The sequence below is a fragment of the Pseudomonas sp. PDM02 genome (assembly GCF_014852285.1).
Lineage (GTDB): Bacteria > Pseudomonadota > Gammaproteobacteria > Pseudomonadales > Pseudomonadaceae > Aquipseudomonas > Aquipseudomonas migulae.
In genome coordinates this window covers 54786-73641 of the sequence record NZ_JACVBL010000003.1, presented here as the reverse complement: position 1 = coordinate 73641, position 18856 = coordinate 54786, and the positions used below count along the sequence as shown (strand labels likewise).

Genomic DNA, 18856 nt, shown 5'->3' with positions numbered 1-18856 from the left:
CAATCGCGCGTGTTCCTAGTCTCAACCCTATCTCAAATCACGAAACGCGCCACCATGGCATTCAAATCAACGGCCAGGCGCGACAGTTCGTGGGTGGCAGCGCTGGTCTGGTTGGCCCCGGCAGCGGACTGAGTTGCCAGGTCGCGGATGTTCACCAGGTTGCGGTCAACTTCGCGGGACACCTGCGCCTGCTCTTCGGACGCGCTGGCGATCACCAGGTTGCGTTCGTTGATCAGATGGATCGACTGGGTGATCTGCTCCAGCGCGACACCGGCGGCTCGGGCCATTTCCAGGGTGCTGTGGGTGCGCTGATTGCTTTGCTGCATCGACGACACCGCCTCCCCCGTACCGTTCTGGATGCCGGCCACCATCTTCTCGATTTCCTGAGTCGATTGCGCCGTGCGATGAGCCAACGCCCGCACCTCGTCCGCCACCACCGCAAAACCACGCCCGGCTTCACCGGCACGGGCCGCTTCAATCGCGGCGTTCAGTGCCAGCAGGTTGGTCTGCTCGGCAATGGCGCGAATCACGTCCAGCACCTTGCCGATATCCCGGCCCTGAGCGGCCAGGCCTTCGATCATCATCGAGGTGTTCTGCACGTCGTGGGTCATGGTCTGGATCGCATCGACGGTTTCCACCACGCGGTCGCGACCTTCACGAGCAGCCTGGGTCGACTGGTTCGAGGCTTCGGAAGTCGACACGGCGTTGCGCGCCACTTCTTCCACGGCGGCGGTCATTTCGTTGACAGCGGTGGCGGCTTGTTCGATTTCATTGTTTTGCTGTTGCAGACCGCGAGACGCTTCTTGCGTGACCGTGCTCAGCTCTTCGGCGGCGGCGCCCAGCTGCGTGGCGGAACCGGCGATCTGCTCGATGGTTTTGCGCAAACTGGCCTGCATGGTGGACAAGGCGCCGAGCAAACGGGCCGGTTCATCCTTGCCATCGACTTCGATGACGTTGCGCAGGTTGCCGCCCGCGATGGTTTCAGCAGCCTGCAATGCACGGTTCAGCGGGGTGACGATGCTGCGGGTCAACAGCCAGGCCAGCAACACGGTCATCAGCGCGGCAATCACCGCAACGACCACGATGCCGGTGATGGCGTTGCTGTAGTGTTCGCCCGCTTCGGCCGAAGCGGTCTTGGCGTCGCTGGTGTTGAGTGCCACCAGTTTATTGAGCTGCTCGCCCATCTGGTCGGTGCCGTCCTTGATCCGCGTATTGATCAGGGTGCGCATCTCATCCAGCTTGTTCTGCCGCGACAGTTCCATCATCTGGTTCTGCGCTTGCATATAGGTGTCGAGGGTGGCGGTGAACGTCTTGTACAGCGCGGCTTCTTCTGGCTGGGCGGGCAAGGCTGCGTAGCTGGCCTGGGCACTGCGCAGCTTGTCGGTGAGGACGCTGATGCGAGTCTGGGCTTCCTGCAACGCGGCGGGTTCGCGGTTGACCAACACCCGGAACGAGAGGATGCGCATGCGCAGGACGTTTTCCGTCATGTTGCCCAAAAACCCGATGCTGGGCAGTTGCGTCGTCTCCATGTCGACCGATGCCTGGCGAATGGTCGTCATGCGGCTCACGGCAAATACACCCAGCACGATGACCAGCAAGGCAATGAAGGCAAAACCCAGGAAAGCTCGAGGCGCGATGTTCAGATTACGCAGGGACATAGGACGATACTCGGGTAGTGGAGTCTTCGAGCGTCCTTGCCGTGAGCACTGGCGGGCGGGCGTGGAGCCGCAACCGGTCAGGCTGGCGCCACTGTTGTAATAGGTTTGTGTGCGCCTGATATCTGTATCGGCTGGGGTTGAGGATTTTTGCGGGGATTTGCGAAATATATTTCAAGGGATTACGAGTGTTTCATCCGTGAAACACTGATCTTTGGTTCGCCGCATCCCCCTGTAGGAGCGAAGCTTGCTCGCGAAGGTCGTGAGGGCAACGCGTTCATACAGACAACCTGCGTCATCGTTGACGTCCTTCGCGAGCAAGCTTCGCTCCTACAATGGCCGTGGGGTATCAGGTTTTGCGTTTGGCGATACGCCAGACCCGGGCGATGTCGCTCGCACGCTCACGCAACAACCGTGGCGCCTCGGTGCACGCCTGCTCCAGGGTCATCGGCCCGCTCGCCAAGGCAAACGCGGCGTCGATGCCATGTGCGTACAGGGCCTGATAACCCTCACCCAAGGTGCCGGCGATGACGATGACCGGTACGCCCTGTTGCCCGGCGATGCGTGCGACACCAAACGGTGTCTTGCCGCGCAGGGTTTGCGCATCGAAACGGCCTTCGCCGGTGATCACCAGGTCGGCGCCCTTGACCGCATCGGCCAGACCGACCAATTCCGCGACCACTTCAACCCCGGCTTTGAACTGCGCGCCCAGGAAGGCCTTGGCGGCAAACCCCAGGCCACCCGCCGCGCCGCTGCCCGGCTCGTCACGCACGTCATTGCCGAGGACCTGGGCGCAAAGCCCGGCGAAGTGCCCGAGGGCGCGATCCAGCTGCTCGACCTGCGCAGCCGTTGCGCCTTTTTGCGGGCCGAAAATCGCAGAGGCGCCGTGGGGGCCGCACAGTGGATTGTTGACGTCGGCGGCGATGTCGAAGCGCACGTCGGTCAGACGCGGATCGATGTCACTGAGATCAATGCGCGTCAGTTGCGCCAGTGCCAATCCGCCGGGCGTCAGTGTTTGGCCTTGTGCATCGAGCAGTTTCACGCCCAACGCTTGCATCGCCCCCGCACCGCCGTCGTTGGTGGCGCTGCCGCCAATCGCCAGGATCACCCGTTGCGCCCCGGCGTCGAGTGCCGCGCGGATCAACTCACCGGTGCCGAAGGTGCTGCTGATGCACGCATCGCGCTGCCCCGGCGGAACGAGTTGCAGGCCGCTGGCCTCGGCCATCTCGATGATGGCGGTGAGGCTCTGGGGCAACCAGCCCCACGCGGCGTCGACCGTTGTGCCCAGCGGCCCTTTGACGCGGGTGCGACGCAGTTGACCTTCGCAGGCAGCCAGAATCGACTCGACCGTGCCTTCGCCACCATCGGCCATCGGGCATTTGACCAGTTGCGCGTCCGGCCAGACTTCAACCAGACCAAGGGCAATGGCATCGGCCACGCCTTGTGCGCTGAGGCTGTCCTTGAACGAATCGGGGGCGATGACGATTTTCATGCGAATTCTCCAGTTCCAATGCCCCCATGCTGCCAGCCGGCCTGAACAATAACGCCGGTCCGCTGCACAAGTGGCACGGAGGATTATTGTTCATTTTCACAAAACGACAGGTTTACGCATCCCCTGTAGGAGCCGGCTTGCTGGCGATTGCGTACAACGCGGTGGATCAGGAACACCGCGTTAAGTGGATCGCCAGCAAGCCGGCTCCTACAGGGGCGGTGTTGTTTCGGTTTGTGGGAGTAGCTGCACGCCGAGGTACAGCGCCAGCATGCCATCGAGGCGCAACGGGTCGACGCCGCTGAGCTCGGCAATCCGCTCCATCCGGTAACGCAGGCTGTTGCGGTGAATGCCCAGCGCATCGGCGCAGGCCTGGCTCTGGCCGTCGTGATCGCACCAACTGCGCAACGTCGCCAGCAATTGGCCGTTGCCGTCCTTGGCGATGACTTTGCGCAAGGGCTTGAGCAATTCGTCCAGCGCATCATCGTTGCGATGGCGCCAGAGCATCACCGGCAATCGATAACGGGTCAGCGTCAACAGACGAGAATGCGGCAGTACATCGCGCCCATAGGCCAGCAAGTCGCCGACCCGCCGATAGCAACGGCGCAAACCCGACAAGCCATCGGCCTGCCCGCCCACGGCGATGCGCAAGATATTCCAGCCGAGGCCGTCGATCTTCTCCAGCAAGCGGTCGTTCTCGATCGCCTGGTTGGCCGGCCGGCACCACAGCAACGACGACTTGGCCGAACTCACGCACCAACTGTCCGGGTAGCGCGAGGTCAGCCAGGCGCTGAGTGCGTCGACGGTTTGCCCCGGACCGTGCTCCATTCCCAGCTCGAACAAATACGGCACCCGCGTCAGTTGCGGCTTGAGCCCTAGCTGTTGCGCCTCATCGATCAAGCGCGGCGAATCCCCTGCCTCGCTGAGCAGCAACGCCAGCAAATCATCGCAACGCTGGCGCCGCCATTGCTGCTCGGCCTGCTGATTGCGCTGGCCCACCAGCATCTCGGCGGTCATGCGCACCAGTTCGGCGTAGGTGCGCAATTGCTCGGGTTCGCCGGTGATGCCGAGCACGCCAATCAGCCGTTGATCGAGCAACAGCGGCAGGTTGATACCCGGTTGTACGCCCTTGAGGTGGATAGCGGTTTGCGCATCGATTTCCACCACCCGCCCGTTGGCCAGCACCAGTTGCGCGCCTTCGTGCCGGGTGTTGACCCGCTCCGGTTCACCACTGCCGAGAATCAACCCCTGGCTGTCCATGACGTTGACGTTGTAAGGCAGGATGGCCATCGCCCGGTCGACGATGTCCTGGGCCAGGTCGTGATCGAGTTCGAACATTGTGGTGGTCCTTCAAAGCGCGGTTGTTCACCCGCACAGGGCTTGGTTGCAAACCCTGTGCTCAGGCACAAAGACAGCAGCCCTGAGGGTGGTCGAGACTCTCAGGGCGATCAACGTTACCCTTTGCATCGCAAAAAATCATAATAAAGAGAGAGCCCGCCATGTCACAGAGCGCCGCCGCTACCCAGGCCATCGTTGACGAAAAAAATGCCGTCTACAAACGCATTACCCTGCGTTTGATCCCCTTCATCTTCATCTGCTACCTGTTCAACTACCTCGACCGGGTGAACGTTGGATTTGCCAAGCTGCAGATGCTCGACGCGCTGAAATTCAGTGAAACCGTGTACGGCCTCGGCGCCGGGATCTTCTTTATCGGCTACGTGCTGTGCGGCGTACCGAGCAACCTGGCGCTGACCAAATTCGGCCCGCGCCGCTGGATCGCGCTGATGATGATCACCTGGGGCACGCTGTCGACCTGCCTGCTGTTCGTCACCACCCCGACCGAGTTCTACACCTTGCGCCTGTTCACCGGCGCGGCCGAAGCCGGGTTCTTCCCGGGCGTGGTGTTGTACCTCTCGCAGTGGTTCCCGACCTTCCGCCGTGGCCGCATCATGGCGCTGTTCATGTCGGCGATCCCGGTGTCCGGCCTGCTCGGCAGCCCGTTCTCTGGCTGGATCCTCAACCACTTCGCTGCGGGCCAGGGCGGCCTGGCCGGCTGGCAGTGGATGTTCCTGCTGCAAGGCATCCCGACCGTGATCCTCGGCGCCCTCGCCTACTTCCTGCTGAGCGACAGTTACGCCAACGCCAAATGGCTCACGCCGTTCGAACGCTCGGTGCTGGAAGCCGACCACGCTGAAGACCTGGCCAACAAACCGAAAACCACCACCGACTCGCTGCTGGCGGTGTTCAAGAACCCGGCGATCTGGGCGTTCGGTTTGATCTACTTCTGCATCCAGAGCGGGGTCTACGCGATCAACTTCTGGCTGCCGTCGATCATCAAGAACCTGGGTTTCAACGATAACCTGGTGATCGGCTGGTTGAGTGCTATCCCGTACCTGCTGGCGGCCGTGTTCATGCTGATGGTCGGCCGCTCGGCGGACTTGCGCAAAGAACGTCGCTGGCATTTGGTGGTGCCCATGTTGATGGGCGCAGTGGGCCTGCTGATTGCCGTGAACTTCGCCACCACGCCTGCCATCGCCATCCTTGGCCTGACGATCGCCACCATGGGCGCCCTCACCGGCCTGCCGATGTTCTGGCCGGTGCCGACCGCACTGCTGAGCGCCGGCGCGGCTGCCGGTGGCCTGGCGCTGATCAACTCGATGGGCCAGATGGCCGGCTTCCTCAGCCCGTACCTGGTCGGTTGGGTCAAGGACACTACTGGCTCGACCGATGCCGCGTTGTACTTGCTGGCGGGCGTGATTGTCTGCGGCAGCCTGCTGGCGTTGCGCATGACCCGCACCCTGCGCGTCTGACACCTGTCCCCTGTGGGAGCGAGCCTGCTCGCGATAGCGGAGTGTCAGTCAACATAGCTGTTGAATGTTGAACCGCAATCGCGAGCAGGCTCGCTCCCACATTTGATTGTGGGGGGGTCAATAATTGTGTTTGCCCCATGCGGTTGTTCTGGTATTTGATTGAGCCTTTCCCACTGGTAAAAGGATTTCGTCATGAGCTACCGCACGCTGGGTCACTCGGGATTGCAGGTGTCCACCCTGACCCTGGGGACCATGATGTTCGGCGAACAGACCAGCACCGAAGATTCCCTGCGGATCATCGACAAGGCCTGGGACCAGGGCATCAATTTCATCGACACCGCCGACGTCTACACCAACGGTCGCTCTGAAGAGATCGTCGGCGAAGCGATCGCCGGCAACCGCCACGAATGGGTGCTCGCCACCAAGGTCGGTTTCGGCCCGGTGGACGGTCTGCCGAACCGCAGCGGCCTGAGCCGCAAGCACATTTTCAATGGCATCGATGCCAGCCTCACGCGCCTGGGCACCGACTACGTCGACCTCTATTACCTGCACCGCGAAGACCACAACACGCCGCTGGAAGTGACGGTGTCGGCCATCGGCGACCTGATTCGCCAGGGCAAAATCCGCAACTGGGGGTTGTCGAACTACCGTGGCTGGCGCATCGCCGAGGTCATTCGCGTGGCCGACAAACTGGGTGTCGACCGCCCTGTCATCAGCCAGCCGCTGTACAACATCGTCAATCGCCAGGCCGAAACCGAACAGATCACCGCCGCGCAGAACTACGGCTTGGGCGTTGTGCCTTACAGCCCGCTGGCGCGCGGCGTGCTCAGCGGGAAATATGCGCCGGATGTAAAACCGGATGCCAACAGCCGCGCCGGCCGCGCCGACAAACGTATTCTGGAAACCGAATGGCGCGTCGAGTCCCTGCGCATCGCCCAGCAGATCCAGCAATACACGCAAGATCGTGGTATCGGTATCGTCGAGTTCGCGATTGCCTGGGTGCTGAACAACAGTGCGGTCACCTCGGCCATTGTCGGGCCGCGTACCGAAGAGCAATGGGATGCCTACACTAAGGCGCAGGCGGTGAAGATCACGGCGCAGGATGAAGCGTTTATCGACTCGCTGGTGACACCGGGGCATGCGTCCACGCCAGGGTTCAATGATGTGAGCCATTTCGTGTCGGGCCGTAAACCGCGCAACGCCTGAATCAACACAAGACTACTGTAGGAGTGAGCCTGCTCGCTCCCACAGGGTGTCGGGTGTTGTAAATATTGATCATCCGGACAATATTCAGCACAAAAACCACGTATCCTCCGCACCCCGTTTCACGTTCAACTTCGCGAGGACAGTTTGTCTAAAGGTATCGCTCTATCGGTTTCGGCCTCTGTGCTGTTTGCCGTCATGTATTACTACACCTCACTGCTCAACCCGTTGAGCGGTGTGGAAATTTTTGGCTGGCGCATGCTGCTGACAGTGCCGTGCATGACCGTGTTCATGGTGGTGTCCCGCGAATGGAAGCGTGTGGTCGAGCTCGTTCGCCGAGCCATCGCCCAGCCAAAACTGATTGCCGCCCTGATCGCCTCTTCGGCCCTGCTGGGCGTGCAACTCTGGCTGTTCATGTGGGCGCCGCTCAACGGCTACAGCCTTGATGTGTCGCTGGGCTATTTCCTGTTGCCACTGACCATGGTCCTGACCGGACGGCTCGCCTACGGTGAGCGCCTCTCCTATCTACAGAAAATTGCCGTGTTTTTTGCCTGCCTCGGTGTGATCAACGAGGTGTATCAGGTCGGTGGTTTTTCCTGGGCGACGTTGCTGGTGTGCATCGGCTATCCAACGTATTTCATCCTGCGCAAGCGTCTGGCGACGGACAACCTCGGCGGCTTGTGGCTGGACATGGCGTTGACGCTGCCGGTGGCCTTCTGGTTCGTACAGACCGGCGAGCAAGGTTTCAATGTGTTTGATCAGCATCCGTGGCTGTCACTGTTGATCCCGCTTCTCGGCGTGATCAGTGCGTCGGCGCTGGTGATCTACATCATCGCCAGCCGGCTGTTGCCCTTCAGCCTGTTCGGGCTGTTGAGCTACGTCGAGCCGGTGCTGTTGCTTGGCGTTGCGTTGCTGCTCGGGGAAAGCATCAAGGCCGGGGAATGGCTGACCTACATTCCGATCTGGATGGCGGTGCTGGTGCTGATGTTCGAAGGGTTCAAGCACATGATGCGACAGAGACGCGGTTCCATGTAGGAGCGAAGCTTGCTCGCGAAGGCGTCTTCGAAAACGCCAGAAGCTTCGCGGGCAAGTCGGATCGCCGCACCGCTCGCTCCTACAAGGATCTAAAGCGCTTAGTCGGTGGAGAGCACACCACGACGAACCTGGTCGCGTTCGATCGATTCGAACAGAGCCTTGAAGTTACCCTCGCCGAACCCGTCGTCACCTTTACGCTGGATGAACTCAAAGAACACCGGGCCCATCAGGGTTTCCGAGAAGATCTGCAACAACAGACGCTTGTCGCCCGACTCGGACGAACCGTCCAGCAGGATGCCTCGCGCTTGCAGTTGATCAACCGGTTCGCCGTGGTTCGGCAAGCGGCCTTCAAGCATTTCGTAATAGGTTTCCGGTGGCGCCGTCATGAAGCGCATGCCGATGCTTTTCAGGTGATCCCAGGTCTTGATCAGATCATCGCTGAGGAACGCCACGTGCTGGATGCCCTCGCCGTTGAACTGCATCAGGAACTCTTCGATCTGCCCGGCGCCCTTGGAGGACTCTTCGTTCAACGGGATGCGGATCATGCCGTCCGGCGCGGTCATCGCCTTGGAGGTCAGGCCGGTGTATTCGCCCTTGATGTCGAAGTAGCGGATTTCACGGAAGTTGAACAGCTTCTCGTAGAAGTTCGCCCAGTACGCCATGCGGCCGCGATACACGTTGTGAGTCAGGTGATCGATGATCTTCAGGCCGGCACCGACCGGGTTGCGGTCAACGCCTTCGATGAACACGAAGTCGATGTCGTAGATCGAGCTGCCTTCACCAAAACGGTCGATCAGGTACAGCGGCGCGCCGCCGATGCCTTTGATCGCCGGCAGGTGCAGTTCCATCGGGCCGGTTTCGATGTGGATCGGCTGCGCGCCGAGTTCCAGCGCACGCTTGTAGGCCTTTTGCGAATCCTTGACGCGGAACGCCATGCCGCACACCGACGGGCCGTGCTCGGCCGCGAAGTACGAAGCGACGCTGTGAGGTTCGTTGTTGAGGATCAGGTTGATCGCGCCCTGGCGATACAGGTGCACGTCTTTGGAACGGTGGGTCGCGACTTTGGTGAAGCCCATGATCTTGAAGATCGGCTCCAGCGTGTTCGGGGTTGGCGATGCGAATTCAATGAATTCAAAGCCCATCAGGCCCATCGGGTTTTCGTATAAATCTGCCATGGTCGGCGCCTCATCATTTTCTGGTCAATTAACGAATCGTTAGTTGCTGGCAATGCTGAGACCGGCGGGTGGCGCGCAGGAGATGCCCCGCACGCTGCGCGCGAGGAAGTCACCGTAGATCAATTGAAACCCAAAACTCTTCATTGTCGACCCAAGGCTATTACGGGCGAGGCTTCTGCTGCCAGAAGCCATTTATTCTTATATGCGTAACCGGATTCTACACAGCGTAAATAGGTTTGTCCGCCTTCTGTATCAAATCCCCTTTTTCCCTACTCGCGCAAGGGGTTTGTTGCAGAGGAAAATCCCCGCCAGAATCAGCCCGCCGCCCAGACACATCGTCAGGGTCAATTGCTCGCCGAGCAGCAACGCACCCAGGATGACAGCGGTCAGCGGATTCAAGGCGATGAACACCCCGGAACGGGTCGCGCCGATTTTGCGCAGGCCGTCGTAGTAGCCAATATACGCCAGCGCCGAGCCCAACACGCCCAGATACATCAGGCTCAACCATTGCGACGGGCCAAGGCTGACCAGCGCCGCAACACTCACCTCGCCCCTGACGGCACTGGCCACCCAGAGCATCACCGTGCCCAGCAAAATCGAATACGTCACCGTTTGCACCGGCCCCAGGGTTTGATTCAGATCTTTGGAGAACAGGGAGTAAATGCCCCAACCGAGCACGCAGCCGAAAATCAACAGATCGCCGAACCAGGCATCCGCCTGACCGGTCAGCAACTGCGGATGAAGACTGACAATCACCAGGCTTGCCCCGGCAATGCAGATCGCGATGCCAATGACTTTCGCTCGACTCAAGCGCTCCTTGAACAGCAGCCACGAGGCCAGTCCGATCACGGCCGGGTTCAGCGCCACGATCAATGACGCCCGCGAAGCATTGATGTAGTGCAGGCCATAGAAGAAGCACAGGTTGTAGAAAAAAATCCCGAAAAAGCCCAACAGCGCCAGTTGCAACCATTGCCGAGGGCTCGGCCGGGCCAGTGGAATGCGCGCGAGCAGCAGAAACAGCAGCAGCGCCACGCTGGCCAGCAAAAAACGCAGGCTGGCAGCGAACAACGGGCTGAGGCTGTCCGCCAGAAACCGCCCCGCGACGAAAGTGCCGCCCCAAATCATGGTGACCGCCGCGAGTTTGAAATAAACCGCGACATCGGAAGGCTCCGACAGGCTTTGCTCACATGCAGTCATAAGTCTCCAGAACGACAGATCGATTCGATGGCGTATCATTTCGCTAATATTCGATCATCGTAAAATGAGTAAAAGCTCATGACCCTCACTCAGCTGGAGATCTTCTCGCTCGTTGCCGAACTTCACGGCTTTACGGCGGCGGCCAATCGCCTGGGCATTTCTCAATCCGCGGTGTCTCACGCCCTCAAGTCGCTGGAACAGGAACTGGGCGTCGAGCTGCTGCGGCGGCATCAGTCCCAGGTCGAGCTCAGTGACATCGGCCAACAGCTGCTGTTGCGCGCCCGGGCAATGCTCGGGCTGGCCAATACCTTGCGCCAGGAAGCAGCGGATGCCCGCGGCATGAAGCGCGGCACATTGCGCATCGGCTCGTTTGGCCCGACCTCATCGATCAAGTTGCTGCCGACGATTCTGCAGCACTACCGCGCCGCTCACCCCGGCATCGAGGTGCACATTGATGAAGGCCCCGACCGCCAGGTGATCCAGTGGCTGGAAGAGCGACGCATCGACATCGGCTTCGTGGTGTTGCCCGAGGAGCGCTTCGACACCTTTACGTTGTTCGAGGACCAGATGGTCGCGTTGCTGCCCGCCCATCATCCGCTGGCGGCTCATGCCAGCCTGACCCTGGGCGATTTGTGTCACGACCCGTTCGTGCTGACCGAGGCCGGCTCTTCGGAGCTGGTGTCCCGCTTGTTCAGTGCCGCGCGGTTGACGCCGAACATTCGTTATCGCTGCTCGCAGTTGCTCAGCACGCTGGATACCGTTGGCCGGGGCGATGCCTTGACCGTGGTCGCCGAAGGCTCGCTGCCCACGCATCACGACGACCGCTACCTGAAAAAACCGCTATCGCCAGCGATCGCACGCCAGGTCGGCCTGGCCGTGCTCGACCAACGCCAGAGTTCACCGGCGGCACTGGCCTTTATCAAACTGGCCACAAGCCTGGCCTACCGTTGAGCGGCATAAGCCACAAAGGCCAACTATCATGGCCTCTGACCGAACTCTTTTGGGGAGGCGTGCCGTTGTCCTGCCTGCATTTGAGAGCCCTATTTCATCGCTACAGGTTTCGCAAATGCCACTGACTGTAAAAACCCGCCTGTAAAAACCCGCCGCCAACGCGGCAGACGGATTATTGTCACCGTATTGAGTGGTTTGCTCCCGATGTTGCTCGGGTTCGCCATTCTTTACCTGCAAGCTGAGCGCGCGCTTGAGCAAAGCACCCGACTGACCGCCGAAGAAGCCATCCGCCAATTCGAACTGATGCTCGACAACACCGCGCAGGCCGCACGCGAATTGCTGCCGCTGGCCGGGAAAAGTTGTATTGACGTCAATCTGGCCTTACGCGAGCAAGTCACCCGCCGTCCGTTTGTGCGCTCGACCAATCTGGTGTGGGACGACACCAATTATTGCAGTTCTTTGTTCGGCGACTTTCGCGAAAAAATCGAGGCGGGCGACTACAGCAACGGCACGTTGCAACTGATGAAAGGCAATCTGGTAACGCCCGATTCCGCGGTGTTGGTGTACCGCATCGGCGAAGGAAAAAAAGGCGCGCTGAGCACGCTGGACGGTTATCACTTGAGCAACGTACTGCGCATGATCGGCCGCTCGACAATACTGATGCTGCAAGTCGGCCCCCATTGGCTGACCGCCGATGGCCAGTTCCATCAAGACCCCCTCCCCACTTTGCCCGTGGCGCAAACCAGGCTCGGTTCCTCGCGCTATGCGTTCTCTGTAACAGCCGGATTTCCCGAAGGCGAAACGTGGCGCTACATGAGTAGCGAATATCCGCCGCTGTTCAGCTTGCTGATCTTCTTCGGCGTGGTGTCAGGTTCCATCGGGCACTTTGTGCAGAAGCGCTCTTCGTCGCCGAGCCATGAACTACAGCGAGCACTGGAAGCGGCGGAGTTCGTTCCGTACTTTCAGCCGGTGGTTCATGGCGACAGCAAAAAGTGGTCTGGCACCGAGGTGCTGATGCGCTGGAAGCACCCGAAGGAAGGGCTGGTTCGTCCCGATCTGTTTATTCCGTTCGCCGAGCACTCCGGGCTTATCGTGCCCATGACCCGTTCTTTAATGCAGCAAACCGCCGCATTGCTGGCGCCCTTGTCGACCTCATTCGAAAGCCCGTTTCACGTGGGCATCAACATCACTGCCAGCCACTGCAAGAACCTGGAACTGGTCGAAGATTGCCGGACATTTCTGGGCAACTTTGCGCCGGGCTCCATTCACCTGGTACTGGAGCTGACCGAGCGTGAACTGATCGAGCCCACCGCCATCACGCTGCAGTTGTTCGAGCAACTTCATGCGCTGGGCGTGAAGATCGCCATCGATGACTTCGGCACCGGCCATTCAAGCCTGGGTTATCTGCGCCAGTTCAATGTCGACTTCCTGAAAATCGACCAGAGCTTTGTCGCCCTGATCGGCGCCGACGCCCTCTCCCGGCACATTCTGGACACCATCATCGAACTCTCGGCCAAGCTCGATCTGGGCATCGTCGCCGAAGGCGTGGAAACCGAAGAGCAAAGTGACTACCTCACCGCCCATGGCGTGAACTTTCTGCAAGGATATCTGTTCGGCCGGCCGATGCCCGGTGAAGACTTCATTAAGGCATTAAGTCACCATTAACTAATGGCATTAAGCGACGAGACAACGGCGATGCGCACCAAATTGAATCAAAAGACTACTCTCGTTACATGAAGAAAAAGTCAGGATTTACTCTTTGCTCATTAACTACTACAATTTTTCATGCCTGCTATAAATTGGCAGGTGAGCCACTATCACCGAGTCGCTACAAGGCTCTTGGCTTATAGCTTTGTTTGCGGTTGGTATCAGCCAAACACACTATTGGAGTAAAGATATTGTCCAGACTCGCTGAATTTCGTGCAGCTGAAAAGGCCCTTCAAGAGCAGCTCAAGCAGCTGGAATCCCTGAAGAACGATGCCGGGCTCAAGAAAGAAATCGAATTCGAAGAAAAGCTCCAGGGGCTGATGAAAACCTACGGCAAGAGCTTGCGCGACATCATCGCCATTCTCGATCCGAACCCGGCAAAATCCGGCCTGCAGCAGGCCGCCGCGCCGAAAACCCGCCGCGCTCGCGTGGTCAAGGTTTATCAGAATCCGCACACCGGTGAACTGATTGAAACCAAGGGCGGCAACCACCGCGGCCTGAAAGCCTGGAAGGAACAATACGGTGCTTCCACCGTTGATTCCTGGCTTCGCGGCTAAGCACTCGCGGTGACAAAAAAAGCCCTGCATCAAGCAGGGCTTTTTTTATGGATACCTGTTAAATGCAACGATTGAAATCGATCAATTCGCTACATATCGACAAACTTTGTGCTTAATCCCTTTGGGTATCTAAACATTGCGAAATGCACGACCGTGCAAACCGTTATCTAAAGTTTCAAGCTGTTACGAGCAGCCTCTATTTCGCCCTGGCTTGCCTTGTAAGCCTCTGCCTGTCCTGCGTACGAAAGAACATAAGCCTTATCGGCATCCACCGCCGCGACCAATGTTTGCGAAAGCACGTGGCGTCCGTTCTGCGTAATGGTGCAGGTAGTTTCCAGTGCCTCCAGGCGGCTCAACGTTGCCGGATGGATTTTGTTGCACACGCTTTGATAACCGCCCTGAAAGAAGTCCTTCTGCACGGACTTGCGCATTTCCAGCAGCACACCTTGCAGATTGACCTGATGACCGCTTTCCACTGTCGTCATGGTCAACTCCATCACCATCAACGGCGCACCGCCCTGATCGTTTTTCACCGCGCGCTGCCGGGACACTTGAGGCGTGGCCTGATCTGGCGGGGTCGCTTCGACTTCCCAGCCATCTGGCCAGGTCACGATCGGCGCATCCGCATGAGCACAGGTAACGCCTGACAACAGGAAAATCAGAACGAACAGCGATTTACAGGATCGGATCATTGCAATGAATACTCACGGATTGAGCGATAAAGTCTGAGCCTCGTCCGCCTGTCAGGCAATAGCGGGTGGTTTGGGTTTGGTGATGCCTGCGCCCTTGCGTATCATTGGCGTCATTCGTTAGCCCCACTTATTTTCCGGAGGGCCCATGAGCCTGCACGAATTGAACACCTTCCCAGGCGTCACCGCCCAACCTGACACCGCAACTCAGAACTTCGTGTTCAACCACACAATGTTGCGGGTCAAAGACATCACCAAGTCCCTGGATTTCTACACGCGGGTCCTCGGTTTCTCGCTGGTGGAAAAGCGCGACTTCCCGGAAGCCGAGTTCAGCCTGTACTTCCTGGCGCTGGTCGACAAGAACCAGATCCCGGCCGATGCCGCAGCCCGCACCCAATGGATGAAATCGATCCCCGGCATCCTTGAGCTGACCCACAACCACGGCACCGAAAACGATGCGGATTTCGCCTACCACAACGGCAACACCGACCCGCGCGGTTTCGGCCACATCTGCATCTCGGTCCCGGACATCGTCGCTGCGTGCGAACGCTTCGAAGCGCTGGGCTGCGATTTCCAGAAGCGCCTGAACGACGGCCGCATGAAGAGCCTGGCATTCATCAAGGACCCGGATGCTTACTGGGTCGAGATCATCCAGCCAGCGCCACTCTGAAACACACCGCCCTACTGTAGGAGCCGGCTTGCTGGCGATCCGTCGCAAAGCGGCGGCCATCCCAATGGTTGTAACAGTGAAATCGCCATCGCCAGCAAGCCGGCTCCTACAGGGATCTGCCGCGCATAAAAAAACCCCATGATCACTCATGGGGTTTTGTGTTTTCAGCGTCCGGTTTATGCCGGGGCCGATGTCCGGATCAAGTGATCGAATGCACTCAGGGAAGCCTTGGCGCCCTCTCCTACCGCAATCACGATCTGCTTGTACGGCACGGTCGTCACGTCACCGGCGGCGAACACGCCCGGCATCGAGGTTTCACCACGGGCATCGACGATGATCTCGCCGCGAGGCGACAACTCGATGGTGCCTTTGAGCCAGTCAGTGTTAGGCAGCAGACCGATCTGCACGAAGATACCTTCAAGGTTCACCGTGTTGAACTCACCCGAATCGCGATCCTTGTAGACCAGCCCGGTCACCTTCTGGCCGTCACCCTTCACTTCACTGGTCAGTGCGCTGGTGATGACATTGACGTTGGGCAGGCTGAACAACTTGCGTTGCAACACCGCATCAGCGCGCAGCTTGCTGTCGAATTCCAGCAGCGTGACGTGGCTGACAATACCGGCCAGATCGATCGCCGCTTCAACGCCGGAGTTACCGCCGCCGATCACCGCTACGCGCTTGCCTTTGAACAGCGGACCGTCGCAGTGCGGGCAGAAGCACACGCCTTTGGCTTTGTATTCCTGCTCGCCCGGCACGCCCATTTCACGCCAGCGGGCGCCGGTGGCGAGGATCAGTGCCTTGGTCTTGAGGGTCGCGCCACTTTCGAAGCGAACCTCGTGCAACTCGCCTGGATTCTTCGCCGGGATCAGCGCGGTGGCCCGTTGCAGGTTCATGATATCGACGTCGTATTGCTTGACGTGCTCTTCGAGCGCGCTGGCCAGTTTCGGCCCTTCGGTCTCCTGCACGGAGATGAAGTTCTCGATGGCCATGGTATCCAGTACCTGCCCACCAAAACGTTCAGCTGCCACACCGGTGCGAATGCCTTTACGGGCGGCGTAGATCGCTGCCGAAGCACCGGCCGGGCCACCGCCGACCACCAGCACATCAAAGGCTTCTTTGGCGCTGATTTTCTCGGCCTGACGCTCGGCGCCGCTGGTGTCGATCTTGGCGAGGATTTCTTCCAGGCCCATGCGGCCCTGGCCGAAAATCTCGCCGTTCAGGTAAATGCTTGGCACAGCCATGATCTTGCGATCATCAACTTCGGCCTGGAACAACGCGCCGTCGATAGCGACGTGACGGATGTTCGGGTTGAGCACGGCCATCAGGTTCAGCGCTTGAACGACGTCCGGGCAGTTCTGGCAGGACAGCGAGAAGTAAGTCTCGAAGCTGAACTGGCCTTTGAGCGAGCGGATCTGTTCGATCACTTCCGCACTGGCTTTCGAAGGGTGGCCACCGACTTGCAGCAGGGCCAGCACCAGCGAGGTAAATTCGTGGCCCATCGGGATGCCGGCGAAACGCAGGCTTATGTCGGCACCGGGGCGATTGATCGAGAACGATGGTTTACGCGTGTCGTCACCGTTGTCGAGCAAAGTAATTTGGCTGGAAAGACTGGCAACGTCTTTCAGCAGTTCGAGCATTTCCCGGGATTTCGCACCGTCGTCGAGGGATGCAACGATCTCGATCGGCTGGGTGACCCGTTCCAGGTACGATTTCAACTGGGCTTTAAGATTGGCGTCCAACATACGGGCGATTTCCTTTGCTTTTCTTGAGGCGAAAAAAAGCCCGAGCGAATCTCGCCCGGGCTTTTCTATTGGGCGGTGCAGCTTACTGAGTAGGTGCGGAGTTCCGCCCTTTGAAGCGTGTCACAGACTTAGATCTTGCCGACCAGGTCCAGGGACGGAGCCAGAGTGGCCTCGCCTTCTTTCCACTTGGCTGGGCAAACCTGGCCTGGGTGAGCAGCGACGTACTGGGCAGCCTTGATTTTGCGCAGCAGCTCGGAAGCGTCACGGCCAACGCCGCCATCGTTCAGTTCAACGATTTTGATCTGGCCTTCTGGGTTGATCACGAAGGTGCCACGGTCAGCCAGACCAGCTTCTTCGATCAGTACGTCGAAGTTGCGGGAGATAGCGTGGGTCGGGTCGCCGATCATGGTGTACTGGATTTTGCCGATGGCTGGCGAAGTGTTGTGCCAGGCAGCGTGGGCAAAATGGGTGTCAGTGGAAACGCTGTAGATCTCGACGCCCAGTTTCTGGAACGCGTCGTAGTTGTCAGCCAGGTCTTCCAGTTCAGTCGGGCAAACGAAGGTGAAGTCTGCTGGGTAGAAGAATACAACCGACCACTTGCCTTTCAGGTCAGCGTCCGAGACTTTTACGAAGTCGCCGTTTTTGAATGCGTCAGCTTTGAATGGTTTAACTTGGCTGTTGATGATAGGCATCGTTGACTCTCCGTCAGGGGTTAAGAAGTTGATGGAGTGAACTCTACCCACTCGACGGACGGATGGCTCATTGGCAAACCTCATGCTGCTGATTGGTTTTCGCTATTAGCAGACAGTATTAATAGAAGGAAAAGGTATCTAGGGCGCCAACGGCTTTTCCGAAATCCGCGTCATCCCCAGAAACGGACTGGCTTCTACGTAACGCATGGCCGATTTCATATCCTTCCAGCCGACGTAACTCATCAGCGATTTCAAATCCCAACCGCTTTGATGAGCCCACGTGGCAAAACCCCGTCGCAACGAATGGCTGGTGTAGTGCTCGGCCGCAATGCCGGCGCGCTCCAGTGCCTGGCGCAATAACGGGATGATGCTGTTGGCGTGCAAGCCCTCCTCGCTCAAATGGCCCCAGCGGTCGATGCCACGGAACACCGGCCCGCGCACCAATGCGGCCTCGGTCATCCAGTCGATGTATGCCTGCACCGGACACAATCGCTGCAACGCCGGTGTCTGGTAAGTCTTGCCAAGGTTTTCGCGGTCGCTCTTGCTGCGAGGCAGATACAGGGTGATGCCTGAACCGGCACTGGCCTGCACGTGTTCAATCTGCAGGCGGCATAGCTCGTCGCTGCGGAAACCGCGCCAGAAGCCCAGCAAGATCAGCGCCCTATCGCGCCGAGCTCTTAACAGCGCCGGTCGGTCGTCTTTTGATTTCGCGGTTTGTGCCTCGTGCTCAAGCCAGGCCACCACTTGCTCCAGATGCTGAAGCTGCAATGGCTCAGCCTGCTTCTCCTGCACCGGGTGCAGCGCGCGAATGCCTTTGAAGACTTTGCGCACCACGGGCGCCTTGGTCGGATCGGCAAACCCCTGGCTGTTGTGCCACTGCGCCAGCGCCGACAACCGCAGCTTTAACGTATTGATCGATAACTCACCCGCATACGCCACCAGATAGCGCGCAACACTGTCAGCCGTGGCCGGTAGAAACCCGCCCCAATCGACTTCGAAATGTTCGATGGCCGCCCGGTAGCTTCGGCGAGTGTTGTCGCGCGTGGCGGCTTGCAGGTAACGATCCAGATCGCTCATGGCGGTGACTCCTGTAGGAGCGAGCTTGCTCGCGATGGACGTAAACGATGACGCTAACTGCCCGAGTGATCGCGGTGCCTGGAGGTTTTTCGCGAGCAGGCTCGCTCCTACAGGAGGGTTGTGTACGGAAATGCAGCTGCGAACAATTCAGGATCGCTGTCACACGGGATAATACCAGTATATCCCGTGTTAATACTTCGTGTATTT

At 59.2% G+C, this 18856-nt stretch carries 16 protein-coding genes and 1 pseudogene; 7 read left to right on the top strand and 10 right to left on the bottom strand.

Translation table 11 applies throughout. The features are described 5' to 3' along the window. Positions 1–32: 32 nt before the first annotated feature. From IB245_RS29335 to IB245_RS06745, 4 genes and pseudogenes are all read right to left on the bottom strand, one after another. Entirely contained in the window at positions 33–896 is an 864-nt protein-coding gene (locus IB245_RS29335) for a methyl-accepting chemotaxis protein (RefSeq protein ID WP_412548041.1), read from the bottom strand. Then, positions 891–1658: pseudogene (locus tag IB245_RS29330) on the bottom strand (MCP four helix bundle domain-containing protein); the annotation flags it as partial. The gene IB245_RS29335 and the pseudogene IB245_RS29330, both read right to left, overlap by 6 nt. Positions 1659–2004: 346 nt before the next feature. Next, positions 2005–3147 (bottom strand): glycerate kinase, encoded by a 1143-nt coding sequence (locus IB245_RS06750; protein ID WP_192227064.1) that lies wholly within the window; start codon positions 3145–3147, stop codon positions 2005–2007. Between the two features lie 207 nt (positions 3148–3354). Beyond that, positions 3355–4482: a sugar diacid recognition domain-containing protein gene (locus IB245_RS06745; protein ID WP_192227063.1), complete on the bottom strand. Its 1128-nt coding sequence runs from the start codon at positions 4480–4482 to the stop codon at positions 3355–3357. A 161-nt stretch (positions 4483–4643) separates the two neighbouring features. Here IB245_RS06745 and IB245_RS06740 point away from each other — a divergent pair, with 161 nt between their 5' ends. From IB245_RS06740 to rarD, 3 genes are all read left to right on the top strand, one after another. Next, complete coding sequence (locus IB245_RS06740) at positions 4644–5954, top strand: MFS transporter (protein ID WP_008031098.1); 1311 nt, start codon at positions 4644–4646, stop codon at positions 5952–5954. Positions 5955–6146: 192 nt separating this feature from the next. Next, positions 6147–7160 (top strand): aldo/keto reductase, encoded by a 1014-nt coding sequence (locus tag IB245_RS06735; RefSeq protein ID WP_192227062.1) that lies wholly within the window; start codon positions 6147–6149, stop codon positions 7158–7160. A 144-nt stretch (positions 7161–7304) separates the two neighbouring features. Then, positions 7305–8192 (top strand): EamA family transporter RarD, encoded by an 888-nt coding sequence (gene rarD, locus IB245_RS06730; protein ID WP_192227061.1) that lies wholly within the window; start codon positions 7305–7307, stop codon positions 8190–8192. A gap of 98 nt (positions 8193–8290) precedes the next feature. Here rarD and hppD read toward each other — a convergent pair whose 3' ends face one another. Both hppD and IB245_RS06720 read right to left on the bottom strand, forming a co-directional pair. Next, on the bottom strand, positions 8291–9367 hold the full coding sequence (hppD, locus tag IB245_RS06725) for a 4-hydroxyphenylpyruvate dioxygenase (protein ID WP_008031092.1): 1077 nt from the start codon (positions 9365–9367) through the stop codon (positions 8291–8293). Positions 9368–9619: 252 nt separating this feature from the next. After that, positions 9620–10564, bottom strand: a complete 945-nt coding sequence (locus tag IB245_RS06720) for a DMT family transporter (protein WP_192227060.1) — start codon at positions 10562–10564, stop codon at positions 9620–9622. A gap of 78 nt (positions 10565–10642) precedes the next feature. On the opposite strand from IB245_RS06720, the gene IB245_RS06715 reads away from it, so the two are divergent. The 3 genes from IB245_RS06715 (at position 10643) to IB245_RS06705 (ending at position 13779) form a co-directional block, all read left to right on the top strand. Beyond that, positions 10643–11515 carry a LysR family transcriptional regulator gene (locus IB245_RS06715; protein ID WP_192227059.1) on the top strand — a complete coding sequence of 291 codons (873 nt, stop codon included), beginning with the start codon at positions 10643–10645 and terminating at the stop codon, positions 11513–11515. 195 nt (positions 11516–11710) lie between these two features. Further along, the gene (locus IB245_RS06710) at positions 11711–13180 is read left to right on the top strand and encodes an EAL domain-containing protein (protein ID WP_225609826.1); all 1470 of its coding nucleotides are present in this window, start codon (positions 11711–11713) and stop codon (positions 13178–13180) included. A gap of 233 nt (positions 13181–13413) precedes the next feature. Continuing rightward, on the top strand, positions 13414–13779 hold the full coding sequence (locus IB245_RS06705) for a histone-like nucleoid-structuring protein, MvaT/MvaU family (RefSeq protein WP_008031084.1): 366 nt from the start codon (positions 13414–13416) through the stop codon (positions 13777–13779). Positions 13780–13946: 167 nt separating this feature from the next. Here IB245_RS06705 and IB245_RS06700 read toward each other — a convergent pair whose 3' ends face one another. Next, the gene (locus IB245_RS06700) at positions 13947–14471 is read right to left on the bottom strand and encodes a DUF4946 domain-containing protein (protein WP_192227058.1); all 525 of its coding nucleotides are present in this window, start codon (positions 14469–14471) and stop codon (positions 13947–13949) included. A 145-nt stretch (positions 14472–14616) separates the two neighbouring features. Here IB245_RS06700 and gloA point away from each other — a divergent pair, with 145 nt between their 5' ends. After that, entirely contained in the window at positions 14617–15138 is a 522-nt protein-coding gene (gene gloA, locus IB245_RS06695) for a lactoylglutathione lyase (protein ID WP_008031081.1), read from the top strand. 176 nt (positions 15139–15314) lie between these two features. Here the strand turns inward: gloA and ahpF are convergent, their stop codons facing one another. The 3 genes from ahpF to IB245_RS06680 form a co-directional block, all read right to left on the bottom strand. Continuing rightward, on the bottom strand, positions 15315–16880 hold the full coding sequence (ahpF, locus tag IB245_RS06690; protein ID WP_192227057.1) for an alkyl hydroperoxide reductase subunit F: 1566 nt from the start codon (positions 16878–16880) through the stop codon (positions 15315–15317). Between the two features lie 128 nt (positions 16881–17008). After that, positions 17009–17572 carry an alkyl hydroperoxide reductase subunit C gene (gene ahpC, locus IB245_RS06685; protein ID WP_007975937.1) on the bottom strand — a complete coding sequence of 188 codons (564 nt, stop codon included), beginning with the start codon at positions 17570–17572 and terminating at the stop codon, positions 17009–17011. Positions 17573–17710: 138 nt separating this feature from the next. Next, the gene (locus IB245_RS06680; RefSeq protein WP_192227056.1) at positions 17711–18649 is read right to left on the bottom strand and encodes a site-specific integrase; all 939 of its coding nucleotides are present in this window, start codon (positions 18647–18649) and stop codon (positions 17711–17713) included. Between the last annotated feature and the right edge of the window lie 207 nt (positions 18650–18856).

Excerpts from the sequence above, each read along its gene's own strand:
- IB245_RS06715 (WP_192227059.1), top strand. The coding sequence starts at position 10,643 with ATGACCCTCACTCAGCTGGAGATCTTCTCGCTCGTTGCCGAACTTCAC.
- hppD (WP_008031092.1), bottom strand. The coding sequence starts at position 9,367 with ATGGCAGATTTATACGAAAACCCGATGGGCCTGATGGGCTTTGAATTC.
- gloA (WP_008031081.1), top strand. The coding sequence starts at position 14,617 with ATGAGCCTGCACGAATTGAACACCTTCCCAGGCGTCACCGCCCAACCT.
- IB245_RS29335 (WP_412548041.1), bottom strand. The coding sequence starts at position 896 with ATGCAGGCCAGTTTGCGCAAAACCATCGAGCAGATCGCCGGTTCCGCC.
- IB245_RS06700 (WP_192227058.1), bottom strand. The coding sequence starts at position 14,471 with ATGATCCGATCCTGTAAATCGCTGTTCGTTCTGATTTTCCTGTTGTCA.
- IB245_RS06750 (WP_192227064.1), bottom strand. The coding sequence starts at position 3,147 with ATGAAAATCGTCATCGCCCCCGATTCGTTCAAGGACAGCCTCAGCGCA.
- IB245_RS06720 (WP_192227060.1), bottom strand. The coding sequence starts at position 10,564 with ATGACTGCATGTGAGCAAAGCCTGTCGGAGCCTTCCGATGTCGCGGTT.
- IB245_RS06745 (WP_192227063.1), bottom strand. The coding sequence starts at position 4,482 with ATGTTCGAACTCGATCACGACCTGGCCCAGGACATCGTCGACCGGGCG.
- IB245_RS06740 (WP_008031098.1), top strand. The coding sequence starts at position 4,644 with ATGTCACAGAGCGCCGCCGCTACCCAGGCCATCGTTGACGAAAAAAAT.
- ahpF (WP_192227057.1), bottom strand. The coding sequence starts at position 16,880 with ATGTTGGACGCCAATCTTAAAGCCCAGTTGAAATCGTACCTGGAACGG.
- IB245_RS06680 (WP_192227056.1), bottom strand. The coding sequence starts at position 18,649 with ATGAGCGATCTGGATCGTTACCTGCAAGCCGCCACGCGCGACAACACT.
- IB245_RS06735 (WP_192227062.1), top strand. The coding sequence starts at position 6,147 with ATGAGCTACCGCACGCTGGGTCACTCGGGATTGCAGGTGTCCACCCTG.
- ahpC (WP_007975937.1), bottom strand. The coding sequence starts at position 17,572 with ATGCCTATCATCAACAGCCAAGTTAAACCATTCAAAGCTGACGCATTC.